Origin of the sequence: Aquabacterium sp. (genome assembly GCF_036279675.1) — a bacterium.
In the GTDB taxonomy this organism is placed as follows: Bacteria; Pseudomonadota; Gammaproteobacteria; order Burkholderiales; family Burkholderiaceae_C; genus Aquabacterium.
In genome coordinates this window covers 14,386-33,196 of sequence record NZ_DASUIS010000099.1, presented here as the reverse complement: position 1 = coordinate 33,196, position 18,811 = coordinate 14,386, and the positions used below count along the sequence as shown (strand labels likewise).

The window sequence follows — 18,811 nt, the reverse complement described above, 5'->3', positions numbered from 1 at the left end:
TTTTATGTGCTGAGTTTTCTCCTGCTCATCTGGACGGCCATTCAGCGTGATGATGCCTTGATGCTGGGTGTCAGCCTGTCACTGGGCGCCTGTTTTGCGTCGCTGATGGTTTTCGGCATCCTCAACGAATTGCGCTTGTATCAACCCTTCAACTGGTGTCTGATGTACCTGTTGGTGGGCTGCCTGGCGCCTGTTCGAGGCAAGACCCCTGTTGATGCAACGCGAGTTGCCGCCGAGTGACTTTCGTTCAGTGAAGGTCCTGCGGGACTCTTCTACACTTCGCGCCGCAGTACACGGGTCGTGCCTTGACGTGATCGAAGGTATGGCACTCATATCGTCACAAATCACACAATCCGGTTATGAATGATGCACTGCCGACGACGCAGCCCGCTGCGGGGCGTGTCCGTCTGGATGCGGAGGTTCTCAAGGCGAGGCGGCATCAGCTTGGTTTGAGCCAGGAAGCATTCGCTGTGGCCTGTTTCGAGCGCCAGTTGTGCGTCTCGATTGCCTCGGTCAAGCGGGCTGAAACAGGCAAGAGCCTGCTGTTGCGCACGGCGCGGCACCTGGCCGAGTTCCATGGCCTGTCCTTGCAGGCCTTGTTGCTGGCGGAGGAGCCCGGCGAGACGCTGGCGCTGGACGCGTCAGATGGCGACGAGACCAGCCTCCCGCCGGATGCAAGTCAGGTTGATGGGCGGCTGGTCCAGTTGCTGTGCGTGTGGCCGGTGTCGGAGCGCGAGCGGCCCATGGTGGAGGCCAGCTTGCGTGCCGATGGCGCGGTGCTCATGCCCGCCCCCCATGTCGATGCCGTGCTGGCCGTGTTTGGTCTGCCCAAGGCGCAAAGAGGCGACCTTGCCAGGTGTTTGACGGCGGCATCTCGCTGGCGTGATCGCCATGTGCTGATCTCGGGTGGCAAGTGGCTGGATCCCGTTCTGGAGTGGCCGCACGAATGCATGCAGACCTGGGTACGCAGACAGACCCCGGCCATCTATGTGCACCGGTCCATGTTCGGGCAGGTGCGCGCGCTGCATCAGGTCGAGGCTGTCAGCCACGTCGAGCTGGGGCGACTGGGCGCGGCACATCGCCAGGCGCGGCGTCAGTTCGCGCTGGCGGGGCGTCAGCACGAGTTGCGCCTGCATGCCAGCTTGCTCAACGCTGTCCTGTCGGATCAACAAAGCCAGGTGATGCTGGTGCAGGGCATGGCGGGCATGGGCAAGTCCCGCCTGCTGGCTGAAATGATCGACATGGCGCAGCAACACTTCTTGTGCGCCGTGCTGGTGGAGATCCAGGACTTCGGCGGTGACCGTCATCGCGAGGTGTGTGGCTCCCTGCTCAAGTCGCTGCTGGATCTGCACGAGGTCACGCCATTCTGGGATCAGCTGGTGAGCCAGCGTGTGGCGCATGTCGGTTTGCCCGCGGATCAGATGCTGGTGTGCAAGGAAATGCTGGCCATGAGCTTGAGTGCCGAGGAACGCATGGTCCTGCAGGCGATGGGGCATGCTGCGCGCAGCCAGTTGCTGGTTCAGTTGCTGGTGCGGATCATCTCGCGCATGGCGTTGCAGCGCCCCATGCTCATCGTGGTGGAAGACGCCCACTGGGCTTCGGCCAGTACCATCGAGACGCTCGCCAGGGTGATGGCGGCCTGCCACGAGTCACAGGTGCTGTGGGTGTTGTCCGGGCGTGTGGAGGAACCTCAGCGCCTGGCGGATCTGCAGCGCATGATCCCGGATGTGGCCGTCACCTCCTTGAGCCTGGCACCGTTGCGGCCGGCCGAAGTCAAGGACCTGCTGCACCAGTTCGGCCATGTGGACGAGGCGTGGCGCACACAGTGCATGCAGCGTGCGCAAGGCCATCCCTTGTTTCTGACGCAGCTGCTGATGGCGGATCGGCATGAGCAGTTGCCAGACAACTTCCAGCATCTGCTGCAGGTTCGCCTGGATGAAGTGTCGCCACAGGATCGCCATGCCTTGCGCCTGGCTGCGGTGCTGGGCCAGCCTTTCAACACCGATGACATCCATGCCCTGATGCCCACGCCAGGGTACGAGCTGGATGCCCTGGTACAGCATTGTCTGCTGCGCCACCTGGATGGCGATCGCTTCGATTTCCTGCATGCCTTGATTCGCCAGGGCATCTACGAGGCGCTGCCCGTCCGGCAACGAGAAGCCATGCATGTGCAGGTGGCGCAGTATTTCGAAGCGCGTGATCTGACCTTGTACGCGCAGCACTTGCATCTGGCCAGACAGCCTCACGCGCCAGCGGCCTTGCTGTCTGCGGCACGGCGGCGCCATGAGGATTTCGATCATGAAGCGGCGCTGTCTCTGCTGCTCATGTATGCCGCCATTGACTATGCCGAGCGTGATGATTACGAACACGCCATGGTGCTCGGCGATGTGCACGCCAAGATGGGCAGCATGCCCCAGGCGCGCGAGGCCTATGAGCAGGCGGTGGCACACGCACCGGATGCCGTCGCGCGTCTGAAAGCCAAAGTGGCCCTGGCTGGTGTGCTCAATGTGTTGGAAGAACTGACCGCCGAAGAAGCCTTGATCGACGAGGCCCTGCCGGAGGCCGAAGCGGCAGGCGCGCTCGCGCAACTGGCGGGACTGCATTACCTCAAGGGCAACCTGTATTTCCCGCGTGGCGATGTACAGCGCAGCCGCACGCACCATGGCCTGGCGATGGCGCATGCGCAGCAGGCAGGTGCGGCGCGCCTGCAAGCCCAGGCGCTCAGCGGCCTGGGCGATTCATACTATGCAGAAGGCCTGATGCTCACGGCGAACGACCACTTCGTCCGTTGCCTTCGCCTGTGTGACGAGCACAGCCTGAGAGACATCGAGGCCTCCAACCGCTTCATGCTGGCCACCACGCAGATCTATCTGTGCCAGACGCCCCAGGCCTTGACCGAGGCGGCGGCGTCTGCGGCGCTGGCTCGTCGTGTGGGCAATCGTCGCGCCGAGGTGGTGTCACGCCTGACGGCGAGCTGGGTCGAACTGGGTGCGGGTCGCCCCCAGGAGGCCTTGTTCCACGTCAACGAGGGGTTGATGATCAGCCGCGCCATGGGTGCGATGCGTTTCGAGCCCTTCCTGCAGGAAGCGCAGGCCCGGGCCTTGTATGCGGCTGGCGATGAGGCTCAGGCGCAGCGCGTGATTCAGTCGGCACTGGACAGTGTCGAGCGGCTCAAGTTGCACGCCTTCATCGGTCCTTGGGTCATGGGGACCTGGGCCTTGCTGCACAGCCAGGATGATCGCGCTCTGGCCATGATCGAGCGGGGTCAGGCGCAGATCGAGCGGGGCTGTGTGGCCCACAACGTGTACCGCTTCCATGCCAGTGCGATGGAGGTGTGCACGCTCAACGGGCATCACGAGGCGGCACGCCGCCTGGGTGAGGCCTGGCTGCAGCGCACCGGGCGTGAGCCCACGCCCTGGGTGAGTCTGTTGCATGCCTTCATGCTGCAATGCCAGGAAGCGGATGCCTTGCCGCACCCGGATCATCCAGCGTGGATGGCCCTGCGTGAGCAGCAGATCCTGCATGTGCTGCTCAAGCTGCCCAGGGTGCTTTTGCGTTGATCTCGCGTTGAGCTGGTGCTGCTTCAGCCCGCCTGATGGCGACTGATGTAGCGCCAGGTCCATTGCGTCAGCAACTGGGACTGCGTCAGGCATTGCTCGTGCAGGCCCGCGCCGTTGGTCCAGCCGCCGCCAAAGAACAGCGGCATCAGCGGTTGCTGGGCGTTGTCCTGGTTGAAAGCCTGCATGCGTGCCTGCGCGTCGATGCAATGGCTGTTGAGCACATTGTGTTTGAACATCGCCCACGCTTTGCCTGCCATAGCAGCATGCGTCGAGCCCACCTCGTGGCTGTAGCCCGTGTGAGGATGGCTGGAAGGGGCAGGGCCGTGGGCCAGATGCGGCAGGGCGTCGCGCAGGTGCTGGGGTACCTCGTCACCGTTGAGGCGTGTCAGCACCGCATTGGCTTGAATCTGTTTGAGATCCGGTAGCAAGGTGGTGAAGAACATGGGCAGGCCGATGTGGTCCAGCGGCTTGTTGAGCGGGTCGTTCTGGTGGAAGTTCTCCACGTAGCTCATGCGGTACGGCTGTACCTGCTGAGACTGCGGATGGACCAGCACGTTGTAGGTGCGCCAGACGTTGCGGTTGCGCGGCAGCAGCCGGTCATCGGTGTGGCAGACACCATAGCTGCGCGTGTAGCGCACCTGGCGCAAGGTGGACTGGATGGTGCGAGCGGTATCCGGCGGGATGCCGTTGAAGTCGAGTGCGGCCAGGGCATCGTCGGCATGCAGGGCCATCAGCACGAGGTCGAAGTGCCGGGGTGCGCTGCCTGCCGGTGTCACCACGGCGCTGGCTGGCGAGATCGTGACCTTCACCGCCGCACCCATGTGGTGCTGCACCTTCACCTTGTCCGTGCTGTGCTGCTCCATCCAGCGGGCCAGCGCCTGCAGCCAGTGTTGTGAGCCGTATTCGAAGTAGCGGCGATCGGGTGTCACGCCGCCTTCCTGCACGCGATAGTACTGGAAGGGCGATTGCAAGGGCATGCCGCCGGGGCCGGTCTCGTTGTCCGTGAAGTACATCGCGGAGATGCGAGGGTAGTAAATCTCGTCGCGGATGCGGGTGATGCGGGCGGGGATGGCCGGGTCGCCCCAGTTGATCTGGATCTTGAGGCGGCGCGCCGTGGCGGCGAGCATGCCCTCCGGGTTGGTGATGCAGCTGTCGAAATAATGCGCGACGGTGTAGCTCACCGGCACGGGAGGCGGGCCGCCTGCGGGTGGGGCCACCAGTTCGATCGCATGCTGGTGCACCACGGTGATCAGCTTGCTCAGCTCGCCGCCATCGGCCGCAGCCAGGTTGAAGCGGGCGTCCGACACGCCGTTGTACAGCGCGGCGTCGTCGGTGAGGTACTCGTTGCCATCTGCCGTGAAGTAGCTGGTCGTGTCCTGCAGGGGTTTCATGTGCTGCAGGTAGCCGATGTCCTTCATCAGGGCGGCCAGCTTGACGTAGGTCGCCAGGTTGACGTCGTTGACCCCCAGGTCCGCCCAGCGGATGAAGGGGCGCTCGGGCTGGCCCTGGCCGTCTTGCAGGGTGCCCAGCTTGACGACCACGGTATCGGCGTTGCCGCCGAACTGGGGCTTGCGTTCGTAGACGGTGATGTCAAGGGCCTGCCCGCTGCTCAAGGCCTGCTGCTGGAGGTAGTAGGCCGCGGACAGGCCCGAGACGCCGCCGCCGATGATGGCAATGTGAAAGCTCATGGATCTGCGCTCCTGGATGAATGGTTTGAGGGAGACTGAAACGCAGTCTAGGAGCCTGCTGGGCGCCTGTTGGTATCACTTCGGTATCTTCTGAGCAGCCCCGCTACCCCGCACAAGTGCTCATTTATGAGGAACTGAGGCCGGAAAGCCGGGCGAATCCCATTTTCAATGGGCGGGAATTGGGGCCCAATGTGGGAAGAGGACAAGAGCCACCATGCCCGACTCAAGCACCACGCCAGCATCAGCGCCCGTATCCGACATCGACGATGCCGAGTTGACGCTCGAGTATTTGCTGCGCCGCATGCGCTTCAAGAGCGATTTCCCCGCCCTGTCGACCTCGGTTTCCAGGGTGCAGGCCCTGTCCAACTCCGAGACGGACAGCATGCAGTCGCTGTGCGACGAGGTGCTGCAGGATGTGGCGCTCACGCAGAAGTTGCTGCGTGTGGTGAACACGGCGCACTTCCGCCGTGCCGGCACGGATCCCATCAGCACCGTGTCGCGCGCCGTGGCCCTGATCGGGGCCGGGGGCGTGCGCAACATGGCCTTGTCGCTGATGCTGCTGGACCACATGCAGGACAAGGCGCACGCGCAGCAGTTGAAGGTGGAATTCCTGCGCACGGTCATGGCCGGCACGCTGGCCAGCGAGTTGAGCCGCACGTCCAAGGAGGCGGAAGACGCCTACCTGGGGGCGCTGTTTCGCAATCTGGGGCGCATGCTGGTGTCCTACTACCTGCCTGATGACGCCGAACAGATTCGCCTGATCATGGCTGGCAAGGATGGCGAGCCGCCCATGACGGAGGTTCAGGCCGCGCAGAAGGTGCTGGGCGTGCCGCTGGACAAGCTGGCGGACAAGGTGGGCAAGATGTGGGGCCTGCCTGATGGCTTGCGCGCTTGCATGGCGCAGCCGTCGGGCACGGTACCCAAGCAATCGCTGGCGGCACGGCCTGAGCGCGTGTGGTGGATGGCCTCCTTGGCCAACGCCGCGGCTGACGGCATGCTGGAGGTGGAGCCCGGGCAACTGGGTGACCTGCTGACCGATCTGTCTACGACTTACGCCAAGGCGCTGGACCTGTCGCCTCATGCCTTGCAGGATGCGGCCAGCCGTGCCCGCAAGCGCCTCACGGAGCTGACCCACGCGTTGAACATGAGCGTGCCAACCCAGTCTCCTGCAGACAAGTTGCTCGATCACTACTACGTGGACGCGCCCAATGCCGCGCAGACCGGTGGCCCCAGCGCCCAGGATCTGGGGCTGGAGCTGACCTCGGCAGATGGCGCGCTGGCCGTCGAGATGCCCCTGCCGGAGCAGGAGGTGGCCAATGTGCTGACCAACGGCATCCAGGACATCACCAACACCTTGCTGGAGTCCTTCAAGCTCAATGACGTGTTGCACATGATCCTGGAGACCATGCTGCGCGCCTTGAACTGCCGCCGTGTCATCTTCTGTTTGCGCGACCCCAAGACGGGCGCCTTGCTTGGCCGCATGGGCATTGGGGAGCAGGTGGACATCGTCAAGTCGGCTTTCCGGATTCCGCTGGTGCTGCCCGCTGGCACGACGCCGGATCTGTTTTCCATCGTGTGCCTGAAGAACGCCGACATGCTGATCGCCGATGCGGCCGCCCCGACCATCGTGGGGCGCCTGCCGACGTGGTTCCGCGATCAGGTGCAGGCCCCGACCTTCCTGTTGCTGCCGCTGGTGATGAAGCGCAAAGGCCAGCCGGACATCGTGCTGGGCATGATCTACGCGGACAAGGGCAAGGCCAACAGCCTGCAGGTCAACGAGAAGGAACTGTCGCTGCTGCGCACTTTGCGCAATCAGGCGGTGATGGCGTTCAAGCAGACCACCGGGGGGTGATGCCCGGGGGATAATGCGCCCCCATGTTCCGCATCGTCCTGGTTGAACCCGAAATCCCGCCCAACACGGGCAATGTGATCCGCCTGGCGGCCAATACCGGCTGCGAGCTGCATCTGATCGAGCCTTTGGGCTTTTCGATGGATGACAAGCTGCTGCGCCGCGCTGGGCTGGACTATCACGAGTACGCGGATGTGCGGCGCCACGCCAGCTGGGCGGCTTTCCTCGAGGCAATGCAACCGGATCCAACGCGGATGTTCGCGTTCACGACGCGAGGCAGCAGGCCGTTCAACGAGGTGCAGTGGCAGCCGGGAGACTGGTTCGTGTTCGGTTGCGAAACGCGGGGGCTGGATCCGGCCTTGCGGGAAACCTTTGATACGGCACAGCGCGTTCGCCTGCCGATGCGGGCGGATCAGCGCAGCTTGAATCTGAGCAATGCGGTGGCGGTGGCGGTGTTCGAGGCCTGGCGGCAGAACGGGTACGTGGGCGGGGTTTGAGAGACGCCTGGCGCCATTTTTGGTTTCGGTGCGTTTGGTCGTGTTGCTTGCCTGGGTTGGGCGCTTTGGCGTGGCAGCGCGGGGCGCGGCCGAGGGGACTGCTCTACGGTGCTCGTCCAGCTCAGGTGGCTGCGCAACTCGGCCTGCGGCCTCAAACATGCTCGCCATCCCCTTGTCTGCGACAAGGGGCAAACCTGAGCCTCCCTGTGCGCCTTCGACGCCAACAAGGCGCCCAGCCGCATGCCCCCTCAGCCTTGTTTCGCCCCGCTGGTGGACCAGCCAGAACAAGCGGCCTGAGCATGCTGACAGCGAGGCGGAAAAGGGCTGAGCCCCGCCTCGCGTTGCAAAGACAAAGCGCGACCAAGGCCGCAGTAAGCCAGACAATCAGCCTTCAGCCTTGGCCTCACGCCGCATCAGCGCCCCAACCGCCTCGGCTGGTGTCAGGCGCCCATCGAGCACCGCCACCACGGCCTCCGTGATCGGCATGGCCACGCCCAGCGTCTGCGCACGCTGCCACACCGTGGCCGCGCTGTAGACGCCTTCAGCCACATGCCCCAGGTCGAGCAGGATCTGATCCAGCTTCTTGCCCGTGGCCAGTTGCAAGCCCACCGTGCGGTTGCGCGACAGGTTGCCCGTGGCCGTCAGCACCAGATCACCCAGACCGGACAGACCCATGAAGGTGTCCGGCCGCGCACCCAGCGCCACACCCAGGCGGGTCATCTCTGCAAGGCCACGCGTGATCAGTGCCGCACGGGCGTTGAGCCCCAGGTTCATGCCGTCGACGATGCCGGTCGCAATCGCCAGCACGTTCTTGACCGCGCCACCCACTTCCACCCCAACCGGATCGGTCGAGGTGTACACACGCAGGCTGTCACTGTGGAAAGCGGCCACCGCCTGTTCGGCCAGGGCCTGGTCCGTGCTGGCAGCCACCAGAGCCGTGGGTTGGCCGAGCGCCACCTCGTTGGCAAAGCTGGGGCCAGACAGGATGCCACTGCGCGCATGCGGGCGCAGCGCCTGAGCGATCTCGTGCCCCAATCGCCCGGTGCCTTTTTCGAAACCCTTGCACAGCCACAAGGTGGCCACGTCATCAGGCAGGCTTTGCAGCATGTGCCCCAATGCCGCCATGGGCGTGCCGATGATGATCAGCCCGCCATTGGCGCGCGCATGCGCCACGGCCTCGTTCAGGTCGTGGCTGAGTTGCAGCGCCTCAGGGAAGCCCGCGTCGGGCAGGTAGCGGGTATTGCAGCGGCTTGAGCGCATGTCGGCGACCTGCGCGGCGTCCCGTGCCCACAGCATCACCTGCGGGTTGTGACGGGCCGCGCTGATCGCCAGCGCCGTGCCCCAGGCCCCCGCGCCCAGCACCGTGAGGTTGCGCGCGGCGAGCCCAGTCGTGACTTCGGTGTCGGCCAATTCAGGCTTGGGGAGCTTGACCATTGGCAGCGGCTTGTTGCAGCTGCGATTCGTACATGGCCTGGAAGTTCACTTCGGTCAGGTGCACGGGCGGGAAGCCGGTGCGGTTGAGCACGTCGGCCACGGTGGCGCGCAGGTAGGGGTACACGATCTGCGGGCAGGCGATGGCGATGATCGGCTGCATCTGCTCTTGCGGCACGTTGCGGATCTCGAACAGGCCGGCTTGCTTGGCTTCCACCAGGAACAGCACCTTGTCGTTGACCTTGGCGGTCACGGTGGCGGTCACGGCCACTTCGTACAGACCGTCGGTCACGGGCTCGGCGTGCAGGTTCAGTTGCACATCAACTTGAGGCTGACCTTGTTCCAGCAGGATGGCGGGCGCGTTCGGCAGCTCCAGCGACAGGTCCTTCAGGTAGATGCGCTGAATGGAGAAAGACGGTTGTGCGGCTTGGTCGGTCATGACAGATTTCCTAGGTTGATGTGATGTTGCAGGCCAGGTGCGAAGAGATGCGCAAGAAATCCAAGCCAGAAAGACAATCGGGCTGGATTATGAACCAGCCCGATGACGGTGCCGTGCCCACCCGGGGCAGGGTTTGCGCCGGGGAGCCCCGATAGCGGGGGGGCAAGTGCAGTTCTTTGAGCCAGGTCAGGGCTCAGGAGGTGCCTACAAATTGCATCCAGGTGTCGTCACGACGCAGAAGGTAGACGCTACCGCGCGCTGGCACGGAAATGGGCCAGCTCAGGGCTTGCCCCTGCTCATTGAGCGCAGTACAGCCCGTCGGCCATCCCAGCTTCTCACACGAGTTCACGCTGATTGGCTGAGAGCTTGGATTCAGGACATGTCGGGTCATGCTGCGCAAGGTGGCCGGGGTCAGGAGGCTCAGACCTTGGTAGGGCACCTTGGTCAAGGACACCTGGCCGAAGAACACCTCTGGGTTGATTTGCCCCGCCTGAGGCAAGGCTTGGAGCGCCAGGGCGGGTGCCTGTTCAGACTGCTTGAACCTAAAGAACTGCTCTACCCGCATGACCTGGCCACTCTTGAGTACCGTGTCGAGCGGCGTGTACATGCCCAGATTGGCCCACGGGCCGTTGGCCTGGCGTACGACCGCGGTCGGAATGGCGCCGCCCGCACCGGTCTCGGCGGTATAGCGAACCAGATAGAGGTTGTCAGTCGGGTCGATCGTGACAGGCGCCAATTTGCCATGCAAGTGGTCAACCGTTTTGCCGTCCACGGCCGCTGAAACGAGTCGCATGCACGAAGTCTGTGTGGACGGGCATGTCGCGCCGAGATTCACACTGTTGCCGACGCCATTCGGGGCCAGATAGTAGCCCCAAGATGTGAGCGCTACGTCGCTCGTGCCTGTGGTCGTGAAAACCTTGAACGACACGGCCGTGGGCTGCACGGTGTCGTTGGAGGTGGTCATCTCCTGCCAAGCCTGCAAGGTCAACTGCGGCGGGATGGTGCCCACCCCGCTGGTCCATACCGCGCCAGCTGACTGGACGAGCGCGGTGACGGAGCCGTTCTGTGCGGTGTGCCAACTGTTGCCGTTCGGGCCGGCGGTGGTCAGCACGTCATTGTTGCGGGAGACGTTGCCGGGTTTTTTCCCCCATTTTTCCCAGCCGGTATCGATTTCGGTAAAGAGCTCTTTCGTGCGGTTGCCATCCGGGTCGATCGAGCGCCCCCACTGCTGCGCAAAGACCTTCTGGTCTTTGAGGCCCAGCGAGCCGTCGGTGGGCAAGCTGGTTTCGCCCGTCATGGTGCGATGGCTGTAGAAGTGGTTGTGCTCCACCGTGTTGCCCCACATCACGTTTTTATCAAACGTATCAATGTCCGATTGGGCTGCCTGCAAGGATGTGTAGGTCACGTTGCGCACGGTGTTGCCGGTGATCAGGTTGTCATAGGCGTTGTGCAGCTTGATCCCGGTTTCCGTTCCAGAGATCAGGTTGTCGCGAACCGTTGCGCGGGCTGACAGCGCATCCAGATAAATGCCGACAGCACCATCTCGGACCTTGCCATATTTGCCGTCCATGTTGGAGGCGGCGTTATAAACATGGTTGTTGTTGATCTCGGCACCCCGCGGTTTGGGAGAGACATCGCGGTATCTTTCGAGGTAGTAAGTCTCCTCGGTGACGGGGAATGTGGCGGCTGTGGCGTCCTTGAAATAGCCTGACACGTAGATGCCACCGCAATCGGTCACGCGTACGCAGGGCCGACGAACGGTGTTGTGCTGAATGCGCACCCCGATGAGTCCGAACTGCGGCAGGAAAGAGTTCTGCACGATGATGCCGGCATTGGACGCTCGGTTGACCAGATTGCGCTCGACCAGCGCGCCTTTGCCATTGACATGGATGCCGCTGACGGCGCCTTGGGCGGGTGCCTGTTCGAAGCCTTGCGCCGAGGTGTAGAGACCCGTGTCGAGCACCTGGTTGTAAGCCACGACGGTGTTCTCGAAGTTCACGACGCTGATGCCTGCATAACTGGTGTTCTGCACCAGTGCATGCTGGATGTTGGGTCCGGCGACGAGCGTGGGGTCTGCCTTGTCTCGGGAGGCAAGGATGCCGATGGGCGCATGGCGGACAGTGACATCCTTGATCACGGCGCCAGGGGTCTGGTCGGCGTGAATGCCAACTCGCTTGACGCGCTCGACTTGCAGTCGCTCGATCTGGATTTTCGCGCCTGACAGGATGGGATTGACACCCACATCGCGAACCGCGATTTCCAGCGGTGCCACGGCCATGGTGGGGGTGGGCTTGGCCAGGTTGCGGGGGTCTTGCGCTTGCCCTGCACCGTTCAAAGGCAGTTTGGCCAGGAGGATGGACGAGCCGGTCGTGGGGTGCTTCGTGACCAACCATTCGCCCGGTGTGTCCAGCATCCAGTCTTTACCTTCGAGGAGGTAGCCCGAGTTGGGTTGAATGGCGTTTTCGAAGCCGGTGACAGGCTTTTTGTTCTCGTCCAGCCTGGCGCCCCAGAAGTTGAAGAACTCGCCCAGGGTCACGATGCCTGTGTCCTTGTCGAAGCCGATCACCTTGGCGGATTCGAGCAGCCAGGCCTCGGTGTGGACATGCACAGTGGCGCCGATCAGATCCTTGTCGATGTCCTTGACCTTGCTCTTGATGTCTGCGAGGTCAGCTGGCTTGAGCTTGAATCGATCTCTGTAGAGCACGGGTTTGCCATCGCTGCCCAGGATGGCGTCGACGACCGCAAACTCCTTGCCGATGACGCCACCTTCGCGAGGCCAGTTGGCATCGGGCCCGACGATATTGGGCCATCGTGCCTTGAGCATCGGGCGACCCATGTAGTACATCCCGTCCAGATTCTGTTCCGACGTAGTCGTGAGCGGGTATTGGTAGATGGTGGCGTCAGCCAAACCTGCCGGTTGCCACAGGCCGGGTGTGAGCGCATTGGCGCCCAGGATCACTGGCCGTTTGTCGCCCGCGCAGGCTTTCAGCGTGGTGGGTGTGGCCGCATCGGCGTCATAGGCGCCTACAACCAGGCCTGCAGGCGGCTTGTTCAGGATCAGCGACTCACGCCAGATGGACCCACAGCGCAGCAACAGCATGTTCACGCCGCCCAGGCGCAGGCTGGCGTAGTTCAGCGTCTTCCAGGGCTTGGCCATGGTGCCGCCACCTGCGCTGGCCTCGACGTCCTGACCCGTGTTGCTGTCCACATAGCGCACCGTGCCCTTGATGGTGGGGCGGTAGTAGAGGCGCGATGTATCCCAGTCGGCGATGGCCTGTGTCTGGATGCCGGCCCGCGCATCGGACATGGCATCGGTGACATAGGGCTCGGTTGCGCTGGTGGTCAATACTGCCGCAGCCTGGGCTCGACCTTGTGATGACGATGAGACTTCGGCGGCGCCAGTAGAGCCTTGTTGATTGGCCGGGCTGTCCGAGCTGCCGCCGCCGCCACAACCGGTCAGCAGTGCAGCAAGGATGGTCAGGCTTCCGATGGCGATCTTGCCGTGCGCACGGCTGCGCCCCGTGGCCTTGGCCGCCACGGCATGGTGATGTGTATTCACGACTTCCCCTGTTTGAATGATGCGTGTCAAGCACGCTGCGGGGAAGTCTATTCAGCGCTGAATGGGTGTCAACGCGCGTTACGTTTGTTGCGGAGATGTCGCGGCCATGCCGCGAGATGGCGGCTGTTCACGCGCATTAGCGTCGCAAGTGGCCCCTTGAGGCCATGCAAGACTCAGGCCCCCAGCAATGGCAGCAAACCGCCGCGCCGGTCGAGATCCATCAGGTCGTCGCAGCCACCAACATGGGTGTCGCCAATGAAGATTTGCGGCACGGTGCGGCGGCCGGTGATGGCCATCATGTGCTCCCGCTGCCCGGGATCCAGGTCAATGCGGATCTCTTCAATCTGCTCTACCCCACGCTGCTTGAGCAGGGACTTGGCCCGAATGCAGAAAGGGCAGACCTGGGTGGTGTACATCTTGACTGCTTGCATGATCGGACGGCAGCTGGGAACCGCTGGGGGTATGAGTGACGATGGCCATATTGTCACCGTTTCGACATGTCCGCCTGTTCTATGGGGACTAGCGGTGACATGTCACGGCCCAAGGTCTGGCGTCAGGCCTTGTCGATCGGCAGGTTGGCTTCGCGCCAGGCCTTGAGGCCACCACCCAGCGACTGGGCGTTCTCGTAGCCCATGGCCTTGAGCTGGGCCACGGCCTTGGCCGAGCGCGAACCCGCAGCGCAAACCACCACCAGCGGCAGCTTCTTGTTGCCTGGCAGGCCCTTGCCGCTGGCGATGTCACCCAGCGGGATGTTCTTGGCGCCAGCCACGTGGGCGGCGGCAAATTCGGCAGGTTCGCACACGTCGATGACCTGGGCGCGTTCCTTGTTGATGAGCTGCACGGCCATGGCCGGGCTCAGGCCGCCTGCCGTCGCACCTTCCTTGACCTGCTGCCACAGCAGCAGCGCGCCGGATGCACCCGCTGCGACCATCCAGTACCAGTTGTCGGCGATGTAGCTCGTGGAAGTCATGCAAAAAACTCTCTTTGTGTGCAGGTTGTCCTGCTGGGGGCGGGGGGTGTCCCTCGAACCAGGGTGGGCCGGGGCAGACGGGGATTATAAAATCCCAGGTTCAGTCGGTCGAACAGGCCGGCATCACATTCTCACCAGATTGGGATCGATCACATGTACAAGCTCGTGCTGATTCGCCACGGCGAATCGACCTGGAACCTGGAAAACCGCTTCACCGGCTGGGTCGACGTCGACCTGACGCCCACCGGCGTGTCGCAGGCCATGTCGGCCGGTCAGTTGCTCAAGGCCGAAGGCTACGAGTTCGACGTGGCCTACACCTCGGTGCTCAAGCGTGCCATTCACACGCTGAACTATTGCCTCGACGAGATGGACCGCATCTGGTTGCCCGTGGTCAAGAGCTGGCGCCTCAACGAGCGCCACTACGGCGGCCTGCAAGGCCTGAACAAGGCCGAGACCGCGCAGAAGCACGGTGACGAGCAAGTGCTGGTGTGGCGTCGCAGCTATGACACCCCGCCGCCCGAACTGGCTCCCAATGACCCCATGGGCCAGCGCCAGGACAAGCGCTACGCCGGCTTGCCCGCCGACCAGATCCCGTTGACCGAGTGCCTCAAGGACACCGTGGCCCGCGTGCTGCCTTACTGGAACGAAGAAATCGCGCCTGCCATCAAGTCCGGCAAGCGTGTGGTGATCGCCGCTCACGGCAACTCGATCCGCGCGCTGATCAAGTACCTGGACAACATCAGTGATGCCGACATCGTGGGCCTGAACATCCCCAACGGCATCCCCCTGGTGTACGAGCTCGACGAGAACCTCAAGCCGATCAAGCACTACTACCTGGGCGACGCCGAAGCCGCTGCCAAGGCTGCTGCGGCTGTGGCCACGCAAGGCAAGGCCTGATCAGGCCTCCCCCTCAAGGCTTGAGGGCCCACACCACGGGGCAGTGGTCGGAGAGTTCCCGGCCACGGTCCTGCGGGTTGAATGACAGGCGCGCAAAGCGCCTGTTTCTATTTTGGCTGGCCAGTTTCTGGTCGATCAGGATGTCGTCGATATAGGCCTTGTGGTGGTCGGCGGCATCGCAGGGCACATAGGCCTCGCCTTGTGTGGCGCGCAGCAGCACGGCGCCCGGCGGGTTGTTGTCGCTCCAGGCCTGCATCAGGTTGATGGGCGCTGATTCGTCCGGGCCGGCGGGGTAGCGCTCGTCCTTGTCCAGGCGACGGTTGAAGTCGCCCAGCACGGCAAAAGGCTTGCCTTCACGCACGCGCTGGTCAATCCAGGCTTCCACGATGGGGGCTTGCTGGCGCAGGCGCTCGCAGGGCGAGAAGTGGCGGTCCATGCGGCCATCGAAGCAGCCGCTCTTGAGGTGCACGGCCAGCAACCGAACCTCCCGGTCGGTACCGGGGTAGAGCGTGAGGTCGGCGCCGGCACGCGTGCTGCCATCGACATCCAGCGCGCTCAGGTCACCATTGCACTTGTAGGGCAGGCCTTCGCGGATGGCAAAGCCCACTTTTTGCGGGTGCGCGCGGTTCACGAAGCAGTCGAGCTTCCAGCCTTTGGCGAACACCATGCGGGCGGCATCCGGCCCGTCCACCTCCTGCAGGGCCACCACATCGGCTTGATGTTCGTCGCGCAATTGCGTGGCGGTACGGGCCAGGGCGTCGAAATCCGCCTGATGGCGTGTGGGGGGCTGAGGTTTGCCGGGTGTGCAGGGGAAGGCGCGCTCCTGGCTGGCGGGCTGCTGGCTCAGGCAGCGGGGCGCCAGTTCATCGCGCGTCCGGGGTGTCATCAGCCAGTCCATGTTCCAGGTGGCCAGCGTGAGGCTGTCCTTGCCGGAAGCCGCGCTGTTGCCGAACCAGCCCGCGAGTGTGGGTGTGGCTTGTAGCGAGGCCAGCAGCACGATGCCAGTGATCATGGTGCGACGACAGGCGCGGTCCGTCAGTGTGGAAGGGCGCGTTGAGGCCTTCGGGGGCTTGGAGGCTGGATGAAACAAGGGGGCTCCGCTGTTTGAGTTGGTTTTGTTGGACGCCGTCTGAATGGCTCAGAGGGCTGGATGTCCAACGCAGCGGAGGGGCCGGGCGCCGACACCCTGTCGGCCGGCTGTGTGACAGGGTGTGACGCAGGCGAGCGTCGTGCTCAGACGCCCAGGGCGGCGCGGTCCAGCGTGTAGTTCTGCGGGCCGGCGGCGGCGATCTTGATGGCGCCGATCCGGTTGGCCAGTGCCACGGACTTGACCAGGTCCCAGCCATTGACCAGGCCATACAGCAGGCCGCCACGGAAGGCGTCGCCACAACCGGTCGGGTCGACCACGGCGGCGGCCTTGACGCCGGGCACGTGGGTCTTTTCGCCTTGCACATAGACGTTGCAGCCGTCGGCGCCCAGGGTCTCGATCAGGCCCTTGAGGTGTGACTTCGACAGGTCGGCCAGGCTGGTGCCGGTGCGGTCGGCCAGCATCTTGGCTTCGTAGTCGTTCACGGCCACCCAGGTGGCTTGCGAGATGAAGCGCTTGAGGTCTTCACCATCGAACATGGGCAGGCCCTGGCCCGGATCGAAGATGAAGGGGATGTTGGCAGCCTTGAGTTGCTCGGCATGCTGGATCATGGCGTCTCGACCGTCGGGTGCCACGATGGCCAGCTTGATGCCGGCATCCGCTTCGATGCGCTGGATGTGGGCCTGGCCCATCGCGCCGGGGTGGAAGGCGGTGATCTGGTTGTTGTCCTGGTCCGTGATGATGATGGCCTGGGCGGTGTAGTCGTTGTCCACAGTGTGGACGTACTTCAGGCTCACGCCCATTTGATCCAGGTGGTTGCGGTACAGGGCGCCATCCTTGCCCAGCGTGGCCATGACCAGGGGCTCACCGCCCAGTTGCTTGAGGCTGTAGGCGATGTTGCCGGCGCAGCCGCCGAATTCCTTGCGCAGCGTGGGCACCAGGAAGGAGACGTTGAGGATGTGCACCTGCTCGGGCAGGATCTGCTGGGCAAATCGGCCGGGGAAGGTGGTGATGGTGTCAAAGGCCAGAGAGCCGCAGATCAGAACAGACATGGTGATCCTCGGGGAGATGATGTCGATCAGGGGTAGAACAGCTCGGCGGTGTAGCCGGCTGGATGAAGGTCAGTGGCCTTGATGCGCCATTGCAGCGTGGTGCTGCGCTGGCTCGGGGCCGCTGTGGGAACGCTGGCTGCCATGCTGGCCGCCTTGGCTGCATCAGCTGCATTGGCCTTGGGGTCAGCCGTGTCCAGCCATTGTGCGTCGTTGGGGGAGAAGACACGGCGCGCTATCACCGCACCGTTGTCGTCGGTGAGGGTGAGGTCCACATGGGGCCAGGCCAGGTCAATGCCGGACTGGTTGCGCACCACCACGGTCAGGCGGTAGCTGTCGGGGCCTTCGGAGCTGGTGCGCACGAGCTCGAGGTTGTCGACCTGCAGGGCTTCCAGTCGCAAGGGCGGGGTGAGCTTGCAGCCAGCCAGCTCGCACCATTGGGCGAGCAAGGGGCGGCTCGCAGGGTGCCAAGCGGCGATCAGATCGCGGAACTGGTGCGCCAGTTGCAGGCTCAAGGTCAGGACCAGGGTCAGGGCCATGAGCGACAGCGCTGCGCGCATCGCGGGGTGGCGCCAGAAGGCCTTGCGTTGTGCGCGCTTGAGGAATTCGGGTGTCTGGTCGGCCTTGTCGCGGCCGCGTGTGCCTGGCTGGCCCGGCCGCTCGCTGGGCGGCAGCACGGCTTGCTCTGGCTCGAAATCCGAGGCGAAGCGCGAGGGCAGGGTGGGGATGTCGTCTTGCGACGCGTTGGCAGCCGAGGCGGCCAGCGGTGCAGGTTGGGCCGATTCGGTGACACGCAGGGCGGCGGTCGACAGGGGTCGAGGCGCCTGTGCCATGCGCGCCGCAGGCGCCGGGGCTGGTGCTGGTGTGGCAGCATCGGCATCCAGCGCCGACGGCCCGAAATCAGAAGCCCAGTCCTCCTCGGCGTCGATCATGGCGTCGCTGGGGAATTGCGCATCGGCGAATTCGGGGCCGGAGTCGCGGCGGCGCGGGGCGCGCCGTTCGCGCTCGTTGGGCATCAGGTAGCGCGAGTCGAGCGCATCGGCCTCGTCGGTGCTGGGCACGTCGTCCGGCGGTTCGTCCATCCATGGCTGGTGGGCGGGCGCGGGGGGCTCGACGTAAGCGGGCGCCTGGGGCTGTGGCCGCTGGGGCGGCATGGGAATGCGGCCGCCAGAGGTGGCGGCCAGCACGACTTCCAGCGGCGTGTTGTCATCCACGGCGATGGACGTGTCGAGCTCGAAGTCGGTCGTGCCTTCAATGGGCGCGGGGTCCAGCGCGAGGTCGTCTTCGTCCAGCGTGTGCTTGGGCTGCTGGGGTTGCGCAGGCCCGTCCGAGGGCAGCGTGGACGGTGCGAAGTCGGCGGGCTGTGTCCGGGCCCAGGCGCCAGGGGGCTGGGAGTCGATGCCCAGGTTCAGCTCTTCCTGGGACAGCAGGCCCTGAGCAGCCAGTTCGCCGGACGCACCTGTGTCGGCGCTGGCCGTGTAGGGGGCAGGCTCGGGCGGGGCCCAGTCGACCTGGGGTTCGGGCTCAGGCGCCGATGGACGCGGGGCGTACGCCGATTCTTCCGAAGGGGTGGCCTGAGGGGCCGCACCAGGCCCGGTTGCATGGGCCGGACGGGGCGGCGGAGGGTCCTTGTCGAGGTCAAACAGCGCCGGCAGGGCGTTGAAGACCTCGTTGCATCGGCCGCAACGCACCCAGCCTTCCGAGACCTTCAATTGGTCTTGGACGACCTTGAAGATCGTGCCGCAGTGGGTGCATCGGGTGGCCAGGCTCATAGGGCCCTATTTA

14 protein-coding genes are annotated in these 18,811 nt (G+C 64.2%); 5 read left to right on the top strand and 9 right to left on the bottom strand.

The genetic code is table 11. The features are described from left to right. Together VFW93_RS12240 and VFW93_RS12235 are read left to right on the top strand one after the other, a co-directional pair. Positions 1-240: hypothetical protein (locus VFW93_RS12240; RefSeq protein WP_329694272.1), on the top strand; the 240-nt coding region annotated here is incomplete at its 5' end. Between the two features lie 119 nt (positions 241-359). Then, entirely contained in the window at positions 360-3,560 is a 3,201-nt protein-coding gene (locus VFW93_RS12235) for an ATP-binding protein (protein WP_329694271.1), read from the top strand. A 23-nt stretch (positions 3,561-3,583) separates the two neighbouring features. Here VFW93_RS12235 and VFW93_RS12230 read toward each other — a convergent pair whose 3' ends face one another. Next, positions 3,584-5,248: an FAD-dependent oxidoreductase gene (locus VFW93_RS12230; RefSeq protein WP_329694270.1), complete on the bottom strand. Its 1,665-nt coding sequence runs from the start codon at positions 5,246-5,248 to the stop codon at positions 3,584-3,586. Between the two features lie 214 nt (positions 5,249-5,462). Here VFW93_RS12230 and VFW93_RS12225 point away from each other — a divergent pair, with 214 nt between their 5' ends. Together VFW93_RS12225 and trmL are read left to right on the top strand one after the other, a co-directional pair. Beyond that, entirely contained in the window at positions 5,463-7,100 is a 1,638-nt protein-coding gene (locus VFW93_RS12225) for an HDOD domain-containing protein (RefSeq protein WP_329694269.1), read from the top strand. A 23-nt stretch (positions 7,101-7,123) separates the two neighbouring features. After that, the gene (gene trmL, locus VFW93_RS12220) at positions 7,124-7,594 is read left to right on the top strand and encodes a tRNA (uridine(34)/cytosine(34)/5-carboxymethylaminomethyluridine(34)-2'-O)-methyltransferase TrmL (protein WP_329694268.1); all 471 of its coding nucleotides are present in this window, start codon (positions 7,124-7,126) and stop codon (positions 7,592-7,594) included. A gap of 384 nt (positions 7,595-7,978) precedes the next feature. Here the strand turns inward: trmL and VFW93_RS12215 are convergent, their stop codons facing one another. The 5 genes from VFW93_RS12215 to VFW93_RS12195 form a co-directional block, all read right to left on the bottom strand. After that, positions 7,979-9,028 (bottom strand): NAD(P)H-dependent glycerol-3-phosphate dehydrogenase, encoded by a 1,050-nt coding sequence (locus VFW93_RS12215; RefSeq protein ID WP_329694267.1) that lies wholly within the window; start codon positions 9,026-9,028, stop codon positions 7,979-7,981. After that, entirely contained in the window at positions 9,006-9,464 is a 459-nt protein-coding gene (gene secB, locus VFW93_RS12210; RefSeq protein ID WP_329694266.1) for a protein-export chaperone SecB, read from the bottom strand. The genes VFW93_RS12215 and secB overlap by 23 nt, the downstream gene beginning before the upstream one ends. 193 nt (positions 9,465-9,657) lie before the next feature. Continuing rightward, entirely contained in the window at positions 9,658-13,023 is a 3,366-nt protein-coding gene (locus tag VFW93_RS12205) for a right-handed parallel beta-helix repeat-containing protein (protein ID WP_329694265.1), read from the bottom strand. Between the two features lie 173 nt (positions 13,024-13,196). Beyond that, on the bottom strand, positions 13,197-13,454 hold the full coding sequence (gene grxC, locus VFW93_RS12200) for a glutaredoxin 3 (RefSeq protein WP_329694264.1): 258 nt from the start codon (positions 13,452-13,454) through the stop codon (positions 13,197-13,199). 122 nt (positions 13,455-13,576) lie between these two features. Then, on the bottom strand, positions 13,577-13,993 hold the full coding sequence (locus VFW93_RS12195; RefSeq protein WP_329694263.1) for a rhodanese-like domain-containing protein: 417 nt from the start codon (positions 13,991-13,993) through the stop codon (positions 13,577-13,579). Positions 13,994-14,146: 153 nt separating this feature from the next. On the opposite strand from VFW93_RS12195, the gene gpmA reads away from it, so the two are divergent. Further along, positions 14,147-14,890 carry a 2,3-diphosphoglycerate-dependent phosphoglycerate mutase gene (gpmA, locus tag VFW93_RS12190; protein WP_329694262.1) on the top strand — a complete coding sequence of 248 codons (744 nt, stop codon included), beginning with the start codon at positions 14,147-14,149 and terminating at the stop codon, positions 14,888-14,890. A gap of 13 nt (positions 14,891-14,903) precedes the next feature. Here the strand turns inward: gpmA and VFW93_RS12185 are convergent, their stop codons facing one another. From VFW93_RS12185 to VFW93_RS12175, 3 genes are all read right to left on the bottom strand, one after another. Next, a complete protein-coding gene (locus VFW93_RS12185) occupies positions 14,904-15,902 on the bottom strand; it encodes an endonuclease/exonuclease/phosphatase family protein (protein WP_329694261.1) in 999 nt (332 codons plus the stop codon). A 221-nt stretch (positions 15,903-16,123) separates the two neighbouring features. Beyond that, positions 16,124-17,029, bottom strand: coding sequence for a carbohydrate kinase family protein (locus tag VFW93_RS12180; protein ID WP_329694260.1), 906 nt, complete (start codon positions 17,027-17,029; stop codon positions 16,124-16,126). Between the two features lie 26 nt (positions 17,030-17,055). Continuing rightward, positions 17,056-18,798: a DUF3426 domain-containing protein gene (locus VFW93_RS12175; protein ID WP_329694259.1), complete on the bottom strand. Its 1,743-nt coding sequence runs from the start codon at positions 18,796-18,798 to the stop codon at positions 17,056-17,058. Positions 18,799-18,811 lie beyond the last annotated feature (13 nt).

Bases quoted from the DNA above. Each gene is read 5' to 3' on its own strand.
- VFW93_RS12225 (WP_329694269.1), top strand. From the start codon at position 5,463: ATGCCCGACTCAAGCACCACGCCAGCATCAGCGCCCGTATCCGACATC.
- VFW93_RS12230 (WP_329694270.1), bottom strand. From the start codon at position 5,248: ATGAGCTTTCACATTGCCATCATCGGCGGCGGCGTCTCGGGCCTGTCC.
- VFW93_RS12235 (WP_329694271.1), top strand. From the start codon at position 360: ATGAATGATGCACTGCCGACGACGCAGCCCGCTGCGGGGCGTGTCCGT.
- VFW93_RS12215 (WP_329694267.1), bottom strand. From the start codon at position 9,028: ATGGTCAAGCTCCCCAAGCCTGAATTGGCCGACACCGAAGTCACGACT.
- VFW93_RS12175 (WP_329694259.1), bottom strand. From the start codon at position 18,798: ATGAGCCTGGCCACCCGATGCACCCACTGCGGCACGATCTTCAAGGTC.
- gpmA (WP_329694262.1), top strand. From the start codon at position 14,147: ATGTACAAGCTCGTGCTGATTCGCCACGGCGAATCGACCTGGAACCTG.
- secB (WP_329694266.1), bottom strand. From the start codon at position 9,464: ATGACCGACCAAGCCGCACAACCGTCTTTCTCCATTCAGCGCATCTAC.
- VFW93_RS12185 (WP_329694261.1), bottom strand. From the start codon at position 15,902: ATGATCACTGGCATCGTGCTGCTGGCCTCGCTACAAGCCACACCCACA.
- grxC (WP_329694264.1), bottom strand. From the start codon at position 13,454: ATGCAAGCAGTCAAGATGTACACCACCCAGGTCTGCCCTTTCTGCATT.
- VFW93_RS12180 (WP_329694260.1), bottom strand. From the start codon at position 17,029: ATGTCTGTTCTGATCTGCGGCTCTCTGGCCTTTGACACCATCACCACC.
- VFW93_RS12195 (WP_329694263.1), bottom strand. From the start codon at position 13,993: ATGACTTCCACGAGCTACATCGCCGACAACTGGTACTGGATGGTCGCA.
- trmL (WP_329694268.1), top strand. From the start codon at position 7,124: ATGTTCCGCATCGTCCTGGTTGAACCCGAAATCCCGCCCAACACGGGC.